This is a genomic window from Paraperlucidibaca wandonensis (genome assembly GCF_042677145.1).
GTDB lineage: Bacteria > Pseudomonadota > Gammaproteobacteria > Pseudomonadales > Moraxellaceae > Perlucidibaca > Perlucidibaca wandonensis.
Window position 1 is genome coordinate 1,569,779 of record NZ_JBHTIT010000001.1, and the last position, 16,909, is coordinate 1,586,687.

Below are 16,909 nucleotides of genomic sequence, written 5' to 3' on the forward strand. Positions count from 1 at the left end.
TAGTCAGCATCTTTTCATAGCCCCTCTTTTTTTGTGAGTGAAGTCATGACCCATCGTGTGCAGCGTGCCTTATTAAGTGTTTCCGATAAATCCGGCTTAGTGCCATTCGCTCGCGGTCTTGCAGACGCCGGCGTGGCCTTGCTGTCGACTGGCGGCACTTATCAGCTACTGCGCAGCGAAGGCATTGCCGTCACTGAAGTGTCGGACTACACCGGCTTCCCAGAAATGATGGATGGCCGAGTGAAAACGCTGCACCCGAAAATTCACGGCGGCATTTTAGGTCGCCGCGGCCAAGATGATGCCGTCATGGCTGAGCATGATATTGGCGGCATCGACTTGGTGGTGGTTAACCTCTACCCCTTCGCCGCCACCGTTGCTAAGCCGAGCTGCACACTGCCCGATGCTATTGAGAATATCGATATCGGCGGGCCAACCATGGTGCGCTCAGCCGCAAAAAACCATGCTCATGTTGGCATCGTTGTTAATAGCAGCGACTACGACCGTGTCTTGGCTGAAGTCCAAGCCGAAGGTGGTTTGTCGCACGCCACACGATTCGATCTAGCCGTAAAAGCCTTCGAGCACACCGCTGGCTATGACGGCATGATTGCCAACTACCTAGGTGCCTTGGTCGGTGAAAAACCGGCTGATCTAAGCTCGCGCGATACTTTCCCACGCACTTTCAATAGCCAGTTCATTAAGTCTCAAGAACTGCGCTATGGGGAAAACCCGCATCAGCGTGCGGCATTTTATGTTGAGTCGACTGGCCGTGAGGCTAGCGTTGCCAGCGCCGTGCAGCTGCAAGGTAAAGAGCTGTCATACAACAATATTGCCGACACCGATGCTGCGCTCGAGTGCGTGAAAGGCTTTGCCAAGCCGGCTTGCGTCATCGTCAAGCACGCCAACCCCTGTGGTGTATCGGTCTCGCTCGATGGCATTTTGGCGGCTTACGAGCTGGCCTACGCAACCGACACCGAATCAGCTTTTGGCGGCATCATTGCCTTCAACCGCGAGCTCGATGCCGCCACTGCGCAAGCCATTGTCTCGCGCCAATTCGTCGAAGTGATCATCGCGCCAAGTGTTACGCCAGAAGCTTTGGCGATTACCGCCGCCAAGCAAAATGTCCGCGTGATGGCCTGCGGCGAGCTGCCAGCAATTGATGCTCGCACTAGCCAGTGGGACTTCAAACGCGTCAATGGTGGACTGCTCGTGCAAGATCAAGACATGGGTATGATTGGCAGCGACGACCTGAAAATCGTCACTAAGCGCGCGCCAACGGAAGCTGAGATTCACGACCTGATTTTCGCGTGGAAAGTAGCCAAATACGTCAAATCAAATGCCATTGTTTACGCGAAGAATCGCCAAACCATCGGCATTGGCGCCGGCCAAATGAGCCGCGTTAACTCTGCACGCATCGCCGCCATTAAAGCCGAGCATGCCGGCCTGCCTGTGCCTGGCGCAGTGATGGCATCGGACGCATTCTTCCCCTTCCGCGACGGCATCGATAACGCCGCCAAAGTAGGCATTTCTGCGATTATCCAGCCTGGTGGCTCCATGCGTGACGCTGAAACCATTGCTGCCGCCGACGAAGCTGGCATCGCCATGGTCTTCACCGGCATGCGCCACTTCCGCCACTAATTTGCTGAGATAGACGATGAAAATTTTACTCTTAGGTTCCGGTGGTCGTGAGCACGCACTGGCTTGGAAATTGGCTCAAGACCCGCGCGTAAGCACCGTTTTTGTTGCACCCGGTAATGCCGGCACCGCACGCGAACCTAAGTGTGAAAACGTCGCACTAGATATCCTAAATAACGCCGTGTTGGTGAGCTTTGCTCAAACACAAGGCATTGATGTCACCGTGGTTGGCCCAGAAGCGCCTTTAGTCAATGGTGTGGTCGATGCCTTCCGCGCCGCTGAATTGCGCATCTGGGGTCCAACCCAACTCGCCGCTCAGCTCGAAGGCTCAAAAGCGTTCGCCAAAGATTTCTTAGCTCGCCACAACATCCCTACTGCTTACTACGGTGTCTTCACCGAAACCGATGCCGCACTAGCCTATGTTCGTGACAAAGGCGCGCCCATTGTCATCAAAGCCGATGGCCTAGCCGCTGGCAAAGGCGTCATTGTCGCGATGACACTGGCAGAGGCCGAAGATGCCATCGTCGACATGCTTTCGGGCAATAAATTCGGCGATGCTGGTTCGCGCGTAGTCGTCGAAGAGTTTCTCGACGGCGAAGAAGCCTCATTTATTGTCATGGTCGATGGCGATAACGCACTCGCCATGGCCACTAGCCAAGACCATAAACGCATTGGCGATGGCGACACCGGCCCCAACACTGGCGGCATGGGCGCTTACTCACCGGCACCAGTTGTCACCAGCGAAGTTCATGCTCGCGTAATGCGCGAAGTCATCGAACCAACCGTTGCTGGCATGAAAGCAGAAGACAATGATTACACCGGCTTCCTTTACGCCGGCCTGATGATCGACGCCGATGGCGCACCGAAAGTGATCGAGTTCAACTGCCGCTTCGGCGACCCTGAAACTCAACCGATCATGATGCGCCTGCAAAGCTCGCTACTTGAGCTCATTGAAGCCGGCATTGATGGCAATCTAGCCAACACCACCGCTAGCTGGGATGAACGCGCTGCACTCGGCGTCGTCATGGCCGCCGAAGGCTATCCTGGCGATATTCGCACCGGCGACACAATTGAAGGCTTAGGCCATGAAGCCGACGGCGCCAAGGTATTTCATGCCGGCACTAAGCTAGTCGATGGCCAAGTTGTCACTAGCGGCGGCCGTGTGCTTTGCGCCACCGGCCTAGGCGAAAGTGTGCATGCTGCACAGCAAGCCGCCTATGCTGAAATTGCCAAAATCCAATGGCCCGGTGAGACCCATCGCCTCGATATTGGCTACCGCGCAGTGGCTCGCGAAACTACAGAGTCACGCTCCTAACGCAAAAGCAGGACTCGCGCCACACTAAGGTACTGCAGCGGTGCTATAATCTCGCGCTCAAATAGGCACTGGTATGAGCGAGAATCATTATGGATGAGGCACTGCGTAAGGCGGCTCTGGACTATCACGAGTTTCCCCAGCCCGGCAAAATCAACGTCACGCCAAGCAAGCAGCTGGTCAACCAGCGCGACTTGGCCTTGGCTTACTCGCCCGGTGTCGCGGCACCTTGCGAAGAAATCCAGCGTGACCCATCCACTGTTTCGCGCTACACGGCTCGTGGCAACCTCGTCGCCGTCATCACTAACGGCACTGCGGTGCTCGGTCTTGGCGATATTGGTCCTTTAGCCTCAAAACCAGTCATGGAAGGCAAGGGTGTTCTCTTTAAAAAATTCGCCGGCATCGACGTTTTCGATATCGAGATCAATGAGCGCGACCCCGACAAACTCGTCGACATCATCGCGTCATTAGAACCCACATTCGGTGGCATCAATCTCGAAGATATCAAAGCACCTGAGTGTTTCTATATCGAGAAAAAGCTGCGCGAACGCTGCAAAATCCCTGTATTTCACGATGACCAGCACGGTACATCGATCATCGTTGGCGCGGGCTTATTGAACGCCCTACTGCTATCGAAGAAAAAAATCGAAGACATCAAAATCATCTGTTCAGGTGCCGGCGCTGCCGCAATCTCCTGCCTGAATTTGCTGGTGTCGTTGGGCGCAACCCGCAGCAATATTTTCGTGATCGACTCTAAAGGCGTCGTTCATAGCGGTCGTAGCAACCTAGACGCTAGCAAACAAGCTTATGCTCAAGATACTGATGCCCGCACCTTGGCCGATGTATTCCCCGGCGCAGACATGTTCTTGGGTCTTTCAACTGCAGGCATCGTTACGCAAGACATGGTCAAAGAAATGGCGGCGGACCCGATCATTTTCGCCTTGGCCAACCCAACTCCAGAAATTTTGCCAGAGCTTGCGAAAGCTGTGCGCCCAGATGCCATCATCGCAACTGGACGCTCGGACTACCCAAATCAGGTCAATAACGCTCTCTGCTTCCCGTATATTTTCCGTGGCGCACTCGACTCTGGCGCGACCACAGTCAACGAAGAGATGAAAATCGCCTGCGTCCATGCCATCTCTAAAATGGCGCATGTGGAATCGTCTGACTCTGCCGCCTACAGTGGTTCGCCCAGTAGCTTTGGCCGCGAATACCTGATTCCAGGCCCGCTAGATCCGCGCCTAATCATGGCTATCGCTCCCGCAGTTGCACAGGCGGCGATGGACTCCGGTGTTGCCACTCGACCCATCACCGACTTCGCGGCTTATCGTCAACGCCTGTCTGAGTTTGTCTATAACTCAGCATTCTTGATGAAGCCCGTGTTTGCTGCTGCGAAAGCATCGCCCAAGCGTATTGCTTACTGCGAAGGTGAAGATCCTCGCGTGCTACGTGCTGCGCAAATCGCTGTTGATGAAGGCATCGCCTTCCCCGTACTGATTGGCCGCACCAGCGACATCAATGACCAAATCAAGGCGCTAGGCTTACGTATTCGCCCTGGCCACGATGTTGAAATTGTCGATCAAGACAATATCGCGCGCTACGAAGAGTTCTGGAAACACTATCTATCATTGATGGAACGCCGCGGCATTGGCCAAGAATTAGCCATGCGCGAAGTACGTCGCCGTACCACGTTGATTGGTTCGCTACTCGTCCATTTCGGCGATGTTGATGGCATGATTTGTGGCACCTTCGCGAACTATGATCTTCACTTACGTTATGTCAGCCGAATTGTTGGCTTGTCTGATGACGCGCAAAACTATGCAGCGCTCAATGTGCTCATGCTGCAAGACATGACGCTGTTTATTACTGACACGTATGTCAATCCAGACCCTACCGCTGAGCAGCTCGTTGACATCACGCTTAAGGCCGCTGAAGTCGTGCGAAACTTTGGTCTAACACCAAAAGTAGCGCTGTTATCACACTCCAATTTCGGCACTGATGACAATCCAAGCGCACGTAAAATGCGTGAGGCTTTTGCCCTACTAAGAGAACGCGCGCCGGACTTAGAGGTTGATGGTGAGATGCATGGTGATGCTGCGCTAAATGAACATATTCGCAACAAGGTTTTGCCAAACTCGCGTTTGAAAGGCCCTGCGAATCTGCTCATCATGCCTAACTTAGATGCCGCCAATATCGCCTTTAACCTGCTGAAAACATCCAGCGGCAATGGCGTAACGATTGGTCCAATCTTGCTCGGCGCTCGCCGTCCGGTACACATCTTGACGCCAACATCGACAGTGCGCCGCATCGTCAACATGACAGCGGTAACCGTCGCCGAAGCCTCGCTGCGTATCTAACGCACAGGCCTTAAGGCAGCACGGTTTGCAGCAAGCATTGCTCGCTACGTAAATCGATATACGCCTGCTCACTGCCCCTCGGGTAGATGCGCAGGCGTAAGCTGGCAAATGGCGTGACACGCAAGGTGCGCGCCAACCAGCGATTTCTCTCATCCTCTAATGCTAGCCACGGCGTAATGCGCGGATTGCCGCCATCGGCGTGAATATGCAGACGGAAATCGTCGTTAACTAGCGTTGCCATCCAGCGATAATCAGCAAACTCTGGTGCATCCGTCGTGGCATTCGGCATCCAGCGATCGAAACAATAGTCTCGACCACCAACACTGACTTGCGCTTGCGCAATGGTTAATGGCGCACGCCGTCCTAGCGCTGGCGCCAGCCATTGCCCCATGGCAACTACGCTAGCTTTGGTCTGGCCATCGAAATTGACGCATTGCAGTTGCGCGCTGCCCATGGCGGCAAGGCGGCTATGGCACTGCCATTGACCACCTTCAGCACGGCCATCGAGGATTAAAGGCGATGCGCCGGTTTTGCTCGGTGGCGTAATTTGCCAATGGCCATCTCGGGTGTGAGCTTGGGCTTTAAGCGCGCCCAATGGGCTGCGCAAAATGCTGCGCTTCGGCACCTGCAAGACACTGCTGCTAGTGGTTAGCGCTTGGCCATCAGTGCCGAAAAAGCGGGCTCGTTGCAGACCATCACGCTCGCTTAAAAAGCTGCCTGATGGCCAGCTATGCTCGGTCGTGGCCCAATCGCCACGCTCACGCCAGCGCAATAGGTTAGCACCAACTAGGCGGCGTTCATCGTGCAGGCAATGCACACGCGGCTGGCCATCGCGAGAAAACAATGCCAAGGCCACGCGTAATTGTGCTTGTCGGCGCAAGGGGTGAATCGCAGTGTATTGCTGTAGCCAATAAGCGGTGTCAGTGGTGGAGTTTAAGCCCCAGCGTACATGCTCATCGAAGCCGCCAAGCCAAGCCGGTTGCTTGGCGGGCAGAGAATCTGTTGCAGTCATTAACGATCATCTAAGCTAGGAAAAAAAGCTACCCGCTCTGGCTTATCACGGCGCTGGTGGCCGAAATGCACCTCAAGTCGCAGGGTCAATGACGGTAGCGTATCCCAATCTCGATCACGCGTCTGCGTTAGCCGTGGCTCAACTTCGTAAAACAGCCAGTCGCGTAAAAACTGCTGGCGATAGCGCACCCATGCATAGCGCGAACGCTCTTGCCAGCTCTCGCTTACACCCTCTTGCCCGACACCAAAGGCCGCACTGCTTTCCGTGCTAAGCCCTCGGCTAAGGACAGCACCTCGCGACCAAAATGCGCCATCAACGTCATTTTCTTGTTGGAAATCTAACTGGTGATAGAGTGAAAAAACGCTGTTGTCTTGCATGGCATGGCTGTAGTCAATGCTATTGATGGCGCGCACTTTTTCCTTAGCGCCGTAGCGCAGGCTTTGTGCAAAGCGCACCTGATCATCTGGCGTAATGGCATAGGAAGTTGCAAAGCGACCGCGCACAAAAAGATCAGGGCCTGAACGCACACCCGCATCGGTCTCAATACGCATGCGCTCTAAGTTCAAGACTAGCCAGCGCAGCGCTAGAACTGACTCATTGACACTAGGAATGCTGCGTAGAGAGCTGGTTTCTTTGCTCTCATCTTCAAACACTAGCGATAGGCGTTTGCTTAATCGTGGCAATGCAACTTGCGCACGCAAGCGCAGAGCAGCGGTTAAATCACCCTTATCATCGACGGTGAATTCAGAAATGGCGCGCAAGGCTATTGATGCGCTGTCATCCATATCGGCATGACCTAGCCAATCATCGAACCAGCGCACGCTCGACTGCGCTCGCAGCTCAACAAGGCAATGCGGATAGTCTGCCCAACCTAGCAAGTCACCAGCGCTATCACGCGCAATACAGGGCTCAGACTCAATGCTTGGCGCGAAGTCTGCGGCATAGGCCGGCGACTGCGCAGAGAGCAGCAGCGAGAAGCCAATTAGCCATTGTTGTAGAGTTTTCACGACTGTCCCTCCCAGTGGACTGCCTAATGTCAGGCTGTCACACCGAGAGCTCAGTTTCCAGTGGCAATTACAGTAGTTAAGTTACTGAATAGTGACTAAAAAGTAGCCATTATTCAGAAGCTCTCAGCACTCAATGCCATTAGTGGTGCGGCTCCGCCTCGCACTAGGGCCAAGCGCATCTCTAGCTCCGGTAACATTCGGCTATAGAAAAATGCACCAACACGGCGTTTATCGGCGTAGAAGTCATCGGTCTTACCTTGCGATGCCTGCAGCATCATCAGCCACATATGCGCATAGCAAAGCAGGCCAAAGGCGTGCAGGAAGTCTACGGCCGCAGCATTAACTTCATCTGCGTTTTGCGCACTAGCGGCAATCAGATCATCCGTTGCCTGAGCAATTGCATCGGCGGCATCGGCAGTCGCTTGCGCCATAGCGCTCAAGCCTGTGTCGCCCTGCACTTGGGCAATAAGTTCACGTACTTCGGTCAGATAGCCATGGACAAACGCACCACGGTTTTTCACTAATTTACGACCGACCAAATCCATGGCCTGAACGCCATTGGTACCTTCATAAATTTGCGCAATACGAGTGTCGCGAACCAGCTGCTCCATACCCCATTCGCGCACATAACCGTGGCCGCCAAAGACTTGCTGAGCATCGACACAAGCTTCAAAGGCTTTGTCGGTGAGGAAGGCTTTTGCCACCGGCGTCATTAGGGCAACGCGATCAGCGGCCTGCGCACGCTCTTCAGTATCATCGCTGTATTTGGCGAGATCGAGATACTTCGAGACATACATGGCAAAGCAACGGCCAGCCTCATTATGCGCACGCACTTTAAGCAGCATACGGCGCACATCGGGATGCACCAAAATGCTATCGGCTGGCTTTTCGGGCTGAGTTGCACCTTTAGCCGAGCGGCCTTGCAGGCGATCTTTAGCGTAAGCAGCGGCGTTTTGATAGGCCACTTCAGAGGCACCAATGCCTTGCAGGCCCATCGATAAGCGCTCGTAGTTCATCATCACAAACATCGCGGCCAAGCCTTGGTTCAGCTCACCGACCAGCCAGCCTTTGGCAGCGTCGAAGTTCATCACGCAAGTAGCCGAGGCTTTGATGCCCATTTTGTGTTCGATGCTGCCTGCCGACACGGGATTGCGAGCACCAACACTGCCGTCCTTATTGACCAAAAATTTCGGCACCACGAATAGCGAAATACCTTTTGAGCCAGCGGGTGCATCAGGCAGTTTAGCCAATACCAAATGGATGATATTGCTGCTCAGGTCATGCTCGCCGCCGGTGATGAAAATCTTTGTGCCAGTGATGTCGTATGAGCCATCAGCCTGCGGTACCGCTTTTGTTTTAATGATACCTAAGTCAGTGCCCGCATGTGGTTCGGTGAGGCACATGGTGCCTGCCCATTCGCCGGTGTAAATCTTTGGCAAATAACGCTCATTAAGCTCATCGCTGGCGTGTTGCGACATCGCCAATGCTGCGCCAATACCCAGTAATGGATACAGCGCAAACGATGGGTTAGCGCCGAAAATAATCTCTTCAGTCATCACTGTGACCATTTTTGGCATGCCCTGACCACCCCAACGTGGGTCAGCGCCAAGACCAATCCAGCCGCCATCGCCGTATTGCGTGAAGGCTTCTTTGAAGCCGGCCGGCGTCGTCACTTTGCCATTGCTAAATACAGCACCCTCTTCATCGCCGCTACGGTTCAGTGGAAACACCACCTGTTCGTTAAATTTACCTGCCTCTTCGAGAATGGCATCGACAGTGTCGCGATCAACGACATCAGCGAGGGCCGGTAAGCGCGCCCAGAGGTCGGTGGCTTGAAAAACATCATCGAGGATAAATCGCATATCACGCAGCGGAGCTTTAAATACGGGCATGGTGGCCTTCCTTCAATCATATCGACGCCGCCCAAGGAGGCAGCAATATAAAGACGAAAGCCCGCATCTGCGGGCCCTCGTTCACTTACAGCATGTGTGCAACTTTAGAACGCGAACGCTTCCGAGTCCATTTGCATTAGTACATCACCACCAGTTTCGATAATGGCGGCATGTGACTTGGTGCGTGGCAACAGTTTTTGGAAGTAGAACTGTGCGGTTTTGATTTTCGCTTGATAGAACGCGGCATCGCCGTCGCCTGCAGCCAGTTTTGACTGTGCGACTTGCGCCATCCATGCCCACAAGTAAGCCAAGGTGGCATAGCCCGAGAACATCATGTAGTCGACCGCAGCAGCACCGGCTTCGTTCGGGTTTTGCATGGCCTTCATGCCGATCTTCATGGTCAGATCGCCCCACTCTTTGTTCACAGCAACTAGCGGCTCAATGAACTGTGCCATCTCAGCGTTGTCATTGTTGGCTTCGCAGAACTTGTGCACGATTTTAGTGAAGTTACGCAGCATAGCGCCTTGTGACTGCAACACTTTACGGCCAAGCAGGTCGAGCGCTTGGATTTGTGTGGTGCCTTCATAGAGCAAAGCAATACGCGTATCGCGAACGATTTGCTCCATACCCCATTCGCGCACGAAACCATGGCCACCGTAGACTTGAACACCGTGGTTAGCTGCTTCGTAACCCGTTTCAGTTAAGAATGCTTTTGCGATTGGTGTTAGGAATGACATCAAGTCATCGGCTTGTTTTTTCGCGTCTGCGTCATCTGAGCCGTTGAGTAAGTCGGTCTGAGTCGATAGCCAGTAGCAAAGCAAACGACCACCTTCAGCAAAGGCTTTTTGCGTCAGCAACATTTGGCGCACTGCAGGATGCACGATAATTGGATCGGCTTCTTGCTCTGGAGCAGCTGGGCCAGTTAACGCACGCATGGCGGTACGGTCGCGAGCATATTCCAAAGCACCTTGGAATGAACCTTCGGCAGCAGCCAAGCCTTGCACGGCGGTACCGATGCGGGCAACGTTCATGAAAGTGAACATGCAGTTCAAGCCACGATTGGGTGGGCCAATTAGGAAGCCTTTAGCGCCATCAAAGTTCATCACGCAAGTAGCGGAGGCCTTGATACCCATTTTGTGTTCGATTGAGCCACAAGCCACAGTATTGCGAGTGCCATCGGGCATGAACTTAGGCACGATGAACAGCGAAATACCTTTAGTGCCTTTTGGTGCATCGGGCAGGCGGGCGAGCGTAATGTGAATAATGTTTTCTGCAAGATCATGCTCGCCGGCAGAGATGAAAATCTTCGTGCCAGTAACATTATAGCTGCCATCGGCATTAGGTTCAGCTTTGGTGCGAATCAGACCTAAGTCAGAGCCGGCGTGCGATTCAGTCAAGCACATGGTGCCAGTCCACTCGCCTGATACCAGCTTAGTCAAATAAGTTTCTTTTTGCTCCGGCGTGCCGTGTGCTTCGACTGTGTTGATAGCGCCGTGCGATAAGCCCGGGTACATACCAAATGACCAGTTTGCCGTGCCCATCATTTCGCTCATAGCGATACCGATGGTCGGTGGCAAGCCTTGGCCACCATGACCCTCTTCGGCTGACAACGAGCCGAAGCCAAGCTCAACGTATTTGGCATAAGCTTCTTTAAAGCCTTTAGGTGTGGTCACCACGCCATTGTCGAAATGACAGCCTTCTTCGTCGCCGGAGCGATTGATTGGCGCTAACTCGCCTTCGCAGAACTGGGCGCCGGCTTCCACGATGCTATCGATTAGCTCGCGGTTGGTTTCGCTAAATTTTGGCAGGCTGGCGTAGAGGCTTTCTAAGCCCAGCACATCGTGCATTACAAACTGCATGTCGCGTTGTGGCGCTTTGTATTGAAAAGCCATGAGTTATTCCTTTGTGTGTGCGGTGCAAGAAGCACAGCATAGGGTTTTATTTAACAGGCTATAGAGCAAAAAATACGCTTAAAACACAAGCAGCTCTGGCCTGAGGTCTACACAGTGTAGTAAAGATTCCGTCAATCACACAGTGCGATATGTGACCGACCATTCACGCTTTCTGTAATTCACTGTATTAACGACAAACTCAGTGTATTCACTTCATTGTCCTACTTTCGCTAGGACAAAGGCTGGTCATTTCGTCTATTACTGACTGCTCGGTCGTGCTTTAAGGCTTAGAGATGTCAAGTCTAGATGGCTAGCGGCCGTTTTCGCATCGCTCTCTGGCGCCCAAGGTAAAACGCCCAAACATGGCGCAGGCAGCCAGCGCTTGAGGGTTTCGATATTGTCATCGAGCTTGAGCATATCGGGCTCAATAACATTGGCGACCCATCCAACCAAGCGCAGGCCATCCTTCAAAATCGCCTCGGCAGATAAAAATGCGGCGTTGAGCGCACCTAAGCGCATGCCGACGACCAAAATTACTGGCACGCCTAAGGCCCTCGGCAAGCCACTGAGCATCTCGCGGTCATTAATAGGCACGCGCCAACCGCCAGCACCTTCTATTAAAGCAAGATCGGCACGATGACTTAGGCTGCCACGGCAAAAGCCCGAAAGCTGACTGATGCTTAAGCGCCGACCAGCCTCAGCAGCGGCCAAGTGCGGTGCGCAGGCTACCGGCAATGCAATCGGATTGACCTCTTCATAGCTGAGCTTGATGCTGCTCGCTGCCTGCAAGGCTAGGGCATCGCTATTGCGTAGGCCATCGACCGTGGCTTCACAACCGGCGGCCACGGGCTTGAGGCCGAGCGTGCTAAAGCCAGCTTGATTTGCGGCATTAAGCATCGCGACCGCGACATAAGTTTTACCGATGTCGGTGTCTGTGCCAGTGATGAAAAATGCCGCCATGCCTTACTCCTGATTACTTTCGGTTTTCAACATGCAGCAAGCCAAAGTAGGCCGATTAGAGCGCTCGAAATTGTGCGTGCCAAACCTTAAAGGTGAAGGGTATACCGGCTGGTTCAGCTGCTTGCTCAAGACGCTTGATTAAATATTGATAGCCCTGCTTTCCCGCCAGCCCCGATTGCGGACTTTGCGACTGCTGGCTTTTTGGCTTGGCGGTGACGCCCATGGCACGCAAATAGCTGAGCCATTTTGAGGCTGTATGAAAGTGGCGTGTATAGGTTTTTACTGCGTCGTGCTCGCAGGCCCAAGCTGAGCTTGGTATAGGCGAGGCTGAATCTGCTCGAGAGGCAAAGGCCTGCTGCCATTCGTTCAGTGGTAGCAATAATGCACCATCGCCCTGCTCGCCATGCAACGGGGCAAGACTGCCCGCCAGCGGAATAGCTAATTGCACATGACCATCGCGACGAATGACACGATGCATCTCGGCAGCAACGGCAGCCGGCGCTAAACACCAATGCAGCGCAAAATGACTGACGATGGCGTCAACGCTGTGATCTATCAACGGGATGGCTAATGCTGAAGCCACCACGCGCGATACCTTGGCTTGCGGCGGCGCAGTGCGCAGCATGGCCTCGCTGATGTCTAACGCTACTAATGATGACACTTCTAGGCGAGCAGCAATGGCTGAGGCGAGATGGCACTGTCCAGCGCCTAGCTCCAAAACTAATCCTTGCGCGCGGCACTCAGCCAGCAGGTCGTTCATGGATGCCTGCTGAAGCTCAGAGACATTGGCGTAGGTAGTCGCTGCGCGCTGAAAATGCCGAGTGACTGTGCTCTGCCAACTGCTCAATGGCTGGCCACTTAAGGCTCGCTGAGTACTTCTAGGCTCCATGGTGAGGCAGCTCACTAGGCAATACCCATCTCGGCCAATAGCTCGTTCACAGCTTGCTCAAACGCCTCGGGCTGGGCCAAAAATGGCACATGACCACTACCCTCCAGTATGCGTAAAGGCAGGCCAGGTCGTAGCGCGCTCAAGTCATCGGAGACTAATGCCGGCACCAGCTGATCATGACGACCAAGCAGCACCGACACCGGCATTTTTAACTGGCTAAATGCCTCGCGCAAATCCATGTCGTGCAATAACTGCAGGCCTTCGCGAAGCGCTCGTGGCGCTGGCAAGCCATGGAAATACATGATTTCTTGCAGGAAGCGGATGTCGTTTTTGGCACGCGCCGAACCCATACATTGCAGTGATAAAAAGCGAATCAGTGTGGCTTCGGGGTCTTCATCAAAAAAGTTAGCGAAGGCGGCAAAGGTTTCAGGCGGCATGGCATGTGGCCAGTCGTCAGCTTTCACAAAGCATGGGTTACTGGCAATGAGCATCAGCCCTGTTACTCGCTCAGGATATTTGGCGGCAAATGCCAAGGCCAGCTCACCGCCCAGCGACCAGCCCAGCCACAGTGCTTTTTCTGGCGCGACCGCTGCCAGCTGAGCAAGCACTGAATCTTGCGTTAGCGTTGCATTGGGCAATGGGCTACGACCCATGCCGGGCAGATCAATCACCGTGACACGAAAGCGCTCGAGCAAAAACGGCACCACCGGATCCCAGACTATCGTGTGTAGACCCCAGCCATGCAACAAGACCAAGTCTGGCGCGGCGCTGCCGAGTGGGCCGGTGCTGTCATAGCTGTCGTGGTAGAGCATTAACGCGGTCATATGAAACTCAGTTTTGGTTTGAGAGAAAGCGTGGCGTCAACTCCGCCAGTGCATTAAGCAAGCCGGCGATGGCCTCGCTGCTGTGCGCACTACTCAGCGTCACGCGCAAACGCGCACTGCCCACCGGCACAGTCGGCGGCCGTATACTGCTGACCCAAAAGCCGCGGGCGAGCAACTCAGCACTGAGTGCGTTAGCACTGGCGGTGTCGCCAATTAGTATCGGCTGGATGGCCGTTTCGCTGGACATAAGCCGCCAACCTTGCGCCAATGCGCCGGTACGGAACTGCGCAATATTTGCCTGCAATTGGTCGCGTCGCCACTGATCATTGCGCACATGCTTTAACGCCACTCGAGTCACCGCAGCCAAAGCTGGCGGTAGCGCCGTAGTGTAAATCGCTGGCCTAGCCAACTGCTGTAGAGCATCGATTAATACGCGTGGACCGGCAGCGAAAGCACCATAGACACCAAAGGCTTTACCTAGCGTGCCAATGCGCAAAGGCACGGCGTCATTTGCTAGCGTGGCATGACTGACACTGCCGCGGCCCTCGCTGCCGATGACGCCAAAAGCATGGGCTTCATCAAGGATAAATAAGGCTTGTTGACGCTTAGCCACCACGACTAAATCGGCCACAGGTGCGATATCACCATCCATGCTGAACACGCCGTCGCTGACTAATACCCGCTTGGAAATACTCTCGGGCAGGCTCGCAAAACGCTGCTCTGCTGCGCTGGCATCGGCGTGAGCGTAGCGCAAATGCTTAGCGCCTGATGCCATCGCGCCATCAATCAATGAGGCATGGTTTAGGCGATCTTGCACGATGGCATCGCCTCGACCCGCCAAGCCGGTGAGCACACCCAGATTGGCTAAATAGCCGTTGCCAAACAGCAGCACTGCTTCCACGCCGAGCCAATCCGCCAGCTCTTCGCTGAGCGCGGCGTGCTCGCGATGATGCCCACAGACTAGGCTGGCCGAACCGGCACCAACGCCAACGCGGCGCACGGCGTCGATCAAAGCATCTTGCAAGGCTGGTTCGGCGGCGAGACCTAAGTAGTCATTGCTACAGAAATTAGCGAGCCACTGGCCATCGCGCTGCACGCGTGTGGCTTGCATCGAATCGATGCTGGCCGGCGCTCTACGCAAGCCATCACGATCGCGCGCTGCTAGCGTATTGACGAGCCAACTCTGCCAATTATCCGGCAGCGATGAGGTCATTGCGCTTAGACGCTCACTGCCATTGCGTCGTGCCAAAGCGGTTTAGCAGCGGCGTGCTGTGCGGGCACACGGGCCAACTCAGTACTGGCCGTATCGCTAGCGCTTTTATCGAGTGCAATATCCGACTCCACCATCGGCTTCAATCCCAGACGCTTAAACAGCATCAAGTCAGACTCAGCCTCAGGGTTGGCCGTAGTCAGCAATTTATCGCCGTAAAAAATCGAATTCGCGCCAGCCAAGAAGCATAGCGCCTGTTGCGACTCAGGCATTTCTTCACGACCAGCAGATAAACGCACCATGCTTTTCGGCATCAGAATGCGCGCAACTGCGATGGTACGCACAAACTCAAACGGATCTAGATCTTCAACATTGCCCAAGGGCGTGCCCGGAATTTTCACCAGTTGGTTAATCGGCACTGACTCAGGATGCGCCGGCAGCGTGGCCAATTGCGTCAATAAACCAATGCGATCTTCGCGGCGCTCGCCAAGGCCAACAATACCGCCAGCGCAAACTTTCATGCCAGCATCACGCACATGCGACAGCGTATCGAGACGATCTTGGTAGCTACGAGTAGTAATGATTTGCGCGTAATGCTCAGGGCTGGTGTCGAGGTTATGGTTGTAATAATCCAAGCCCGCCGTCGCCAACTCCGAGGCTTGATTTGAGTCGAGCATGCCCAGCGTCATGCAGGTTTCCAAACCTAGCGCCTTCACACGCTTCACCATTTCAATCACATAAGGCATGTCTTTTTCACGTGGACTGCGCCATGCAGCACCCATGCAAAAACGCGAGGCACCTTTCTCCCTAGCATTTGTCGCTTCTTCGACTACCTTTTCTATAGCGAGCAGCTTTTCTTTATCGAGGCCGGTGTCGTAGTGACCGGACTGCGAGCAGTACTTGCAGTCTTCGGGGCAGGCGCCGGTTTTAATCGACAGCAACGTGCTGACTTGCACGGCATTGGCGTCGAAGTTTTCACGGTGCACGGTCTGTGCACGAAACAGCAAATCATTAAATGGCAGGTCGAATAGCGCAGCAACTTCTGGCCGAGTCCAGTTATGACGAACGCTGTTTTGCACAGAGTCGCTAATAGCTTGCTGATGAGAAGTTGAATTATTGGCTGCGAAGGATTGCATATGAACCTCGGTGAGAATGTTGGCGCTAAAACGATAATGGCCGCTATTGTGACTAGACTGAACAGTCATCGTCAACTTATCTCAAGCAAATTAGTTGACGTACTGCGCGCCAATCGCTGCGCGCTCTGCCATGACCGTGGTATTCGCCACTGCATTTGTGCCGATTGCTCTGCCGACTTACCTTGGCTAATGAGTGCCTGCGCTCGCTGCGCCCGACCACTTAGCGTTGATGCCGAGCGCTGCCAAGACTGCCTTGATGAGCCGCCATCTTGGCAACGAGCTTATGCATTATTTAACTTTAGCTTTCCTATTGATCGACTAATCTCGGCACTGAAATATCATGGCCGCTTAGTACTTGCTGATTACTTTGGTCAGCGCTTAGCGGATCGTATCGATAGCGATGACCTGCCAGATCTCATCATCCCTGTGCCCATCCATGCCAAACGACTACAGCAGCGCGGCTATAACCAAACGCTGCTACTGGCACGAGTCATGGCCCAGCGCCTAAAGCGACCAGTCAGCGCACATCAGCTTTTACGCGTCCGCGACACTCGCATGCAAAAGACCCTGCACGCAGACGAGCGGCGCAGCAACCTGACCGGAGCCTTTGTCTGGCACGGCCCAGCGCTTGAGCAACAGCACGTACTTCTAGTTGACGATGTCTTGACCACCGGCGCCACAGCCGAAGCCATCAGTCAGTGCCTACTTGCCGCTGGTGCGCGCCAAGTTGATATCTTAGTTATTGCCAGAACCTTGGCGCGATGACGCTTAGTGCTAGCTGCCAAG

At 54.3% G+C, this 16,909-nt stretch carries 12 protein-coding genes and 1 pseudogene; 4 read left to right on the top strand and 9 right to left on the bottom strand.

The annotated features are described in order from the left end of the window. The first annotated feature begins 45 nt into the window (after window positions 1-45). The 3 genes from purH (at window position 46) to ACFQ0F_RS07425 (ending at window position 5,301) form a co-directional block, all read left to right on the top strand. Entirely contained in the window at window positions 46-1,635 is a 1,590-nt protein-coding gene (gene purH / locus ACFQ0F_RS07415; RefSeq protein ID WP_379070693.1) for a bifunctional phosphoribosylaminoimidazolecarboxamide formyltransferase/IMP cyclohydrolase, read from the top strand. 16 nt (window positions 1,636-1,651) lie between these two features. Continuing rightward, window positions 1,652-2,947 (top strand): phosphoribosylamine--glycine ligase, encoded by a 1,296-nt coding sequence (purD, locus tag ACFQ0F_RS07420; RefSeq protein ID WP_379070696.1) that lies wholly within the window; start codon window positions 1,652-1,654, stop codon window positions 2,945-2,947. 86 nt (window positions 2,948-3,033) lie between these two features. Continuing rightward, on the top strand, window positions 3,034-5,301 hold the full coding sequence (locus tag ACFQ0F_RS07425) for an NADP-dependent malic enzyme (RefSeq protein ID WP_340675631.1): 2,268 nt from the start codon (window positions 3,034-3,036) through the stop codon (window positions 5,299-5,301). A 10-nt stretch (window positions 5,302-5,311) separates the two neighbouring features. Here the strand turns inward: ACFQ0F_RS07425 and ACFQ0F_RS07430 are convergent, their stop codons facing one another. From ACFQ0F_RS07430 to bioB, 9 genes and pseudogenes are all read right to left on the bottom strand, one after another. After that, window positions 5,312-6,313 (bottom strand): hypothetical protein, encoded by a 1,002-nt coding sequence (locus ACFQ0F_RS07430; protein WP_379070699.1) that lies wholly within the window; start codon window positions 6,311-6,313, stop codon window positions 5,312-5,314. After that, the gene (locus ACFQ0F_RS07435; protein ID WP_379070702.1) at window positions 6,313-7,320 is read right to left on the bottom strand and encodes a hypothetical protein; all 1,008 of its coding nucleotides are present in this window, start codon (window positions 7,318-7,320) and stop codon (window positions 6,313-6,315) included. Before ACFQ0F_RS07435 ends, ACFQ0F_RS07430 begins: the two co-directional genes overlap by 1 nt. A gap of 113 nt (window positions 7,321-7,433) precedes the next feature. After that, window positions 7,434-9,212, bottom strand: a complete 1,779-nt coding sequence (locus tag ACFQ0F_RS07440; protein WP_379070705.1) for an acyl-CoA dehydrogenase C-terminal domain-containing protein — start codon at window positions 9,210-9,212, stop codon at window positions 7,434-7,436. Between the two features lie 104 nt (window positions 9,213-9,316). Continuing rightward, entirely contained in the window at window positions 9,317-11,104 is a 1,788-nt protein-coding gene (locus tag ACFQ0F_RS07445) for an acyl-CoA dehydrogenase C-terminal domain-containing protein (protein ID WP_379070708.1), read from the bottom strand. Between the two features lie 258 nt (window positions 11,105-11,362). After that, window positions 11,363-12,064 carry a dethiobiotin synthase gene (gene bioD / locus ACFQ0F_RS07450; protein WP_379070711.1) on the bottom strand — a complete coding sequence of 234 codons (702 nt, stop codon included), beginning with the start codon at window positions 12,062-12,064 and terminating at the stop codon, window positions 11,363-11,365. A 55-nt stretch (window positions 12,065-12,119) separates the two neighbouring features. Continuing rightward, window positions 12,120-12,911, bottom strand: a complete 792-nt coding sequence (locus ACFQ0F_RS07455; RefSeq protein WP_379070714.1) for a methyltransferase domain-containing protein — start codon at window positions 12,909-12,911, stop codon at window positions 12,120-12,122. Window positions 12,912-12,967: 56 nt separating this feature from the next. Continuing rightward, complete coding sequence (gene bioH / locus ACFQ0F_RS07460) at window positions 12,968-13,777, bottom strand: pimeloyl-ACP methyl ester esterase BioH (protein ID WP_379070717.1); 810 nt, start codon at window positions 13,775-13,777, stop codon at window positions 12,968-12,970. Between the two features lie 7 nt (window positions 13,778-13,784). After that, window positions 13,785-14,990, bottom strand: a complete 1,206-nt coding sequence (locus tag ACFQ0F_RS07465) for an aminotransferase class I/II-fold pyridoxal phosphate-dependent enzyme (RefSeq protein WP_379070720.1) — start codon at window positions 14,988-14,990, stop codon at window positions 13,785-13,787. A gap of 140 nt (window positions 14,991-15,130) precedes the next feature. After that, a pseudogene (gene bioB / locus ACFQ0F_RS07470) lies at window positions 15,131-16,123 on the bottom strand (biotin synthase BioB); the annotation flags it as partial. A gap of 48 nt (window positions 16,124-16,171) precedes the next feature. Between bioB and ACFQ0F_RS07475 the strand changes: the two are divergent. Further along, a complete protein-coding gene (locus ACFQ0F_RS07475) occupies window positions 16,172-16,888 on the top strand; it encodes a double zinc ribbon domain-containing protein (protein WP_379070722.1) in 717 nt (238 codons plus the stop codon). The last annotated feature ends 21 nt before the right edge of the window (window positions 16,889-16,909 follow it).

Bases quoted from the DNA above. Each gene is read 5' to 3' on its own strand.
- bioD (WP_379070711.1), bottom strand. From the start codon at position 12,064: ATGGCGGCATTTTTCATCACTGGCACAGACACCGACATCGGTAAAACT.
- ACFQ0F_RS07440 (WP_379070705.1), bottom strand. From the start codon at position 9,212: ATGCCCGTATTTAAAGCTCCGCTGCGTGATATGCGATTTATCCTCGAT.
- purH (WP_379070693.1), top strand. From the start codon at position 46: ATGACCCATCGTGTGCAGCGTGCCTTATTAAGTGTTTCCGATAAATCC.
- ACFQ0F_RS07430 (WP_379070699.1), bottom strand. From the start codon at position 6,313: ATGACTGCAACAGATTCTCTGCCCGCCAAGCAACCGGCTTGGCTTGGC.
- purD (WP_379070696.1), top strand. From the start codon at position 1,652: ATGAAAATTTTACTCTTAGGTTCCGGTGGTCGTGAGCACGCACTGGCT.
- ACFQ0F_RS07445 (WP_379070708.1), bottom strand. From the start codon at position 11,104: ATGGCTTTTCAATACAAAGCGCCACAACGCGACATGCAGTTTGTAATG.
- bioH (WP_379070717.1), bottom strand. From the start codon at position 13,777: ATGACCGCGTTAATGCTCTACCACGACAGCTATGACAGCACCGGCCCA.
- ACFQ0F_RS07465 (WP_379070720.1), bottom strand. From the start codon at position 14,990: ATGACCTCATCGCTGCCGGATAATTGGCAGAGTTGGCTCGTCAATACG.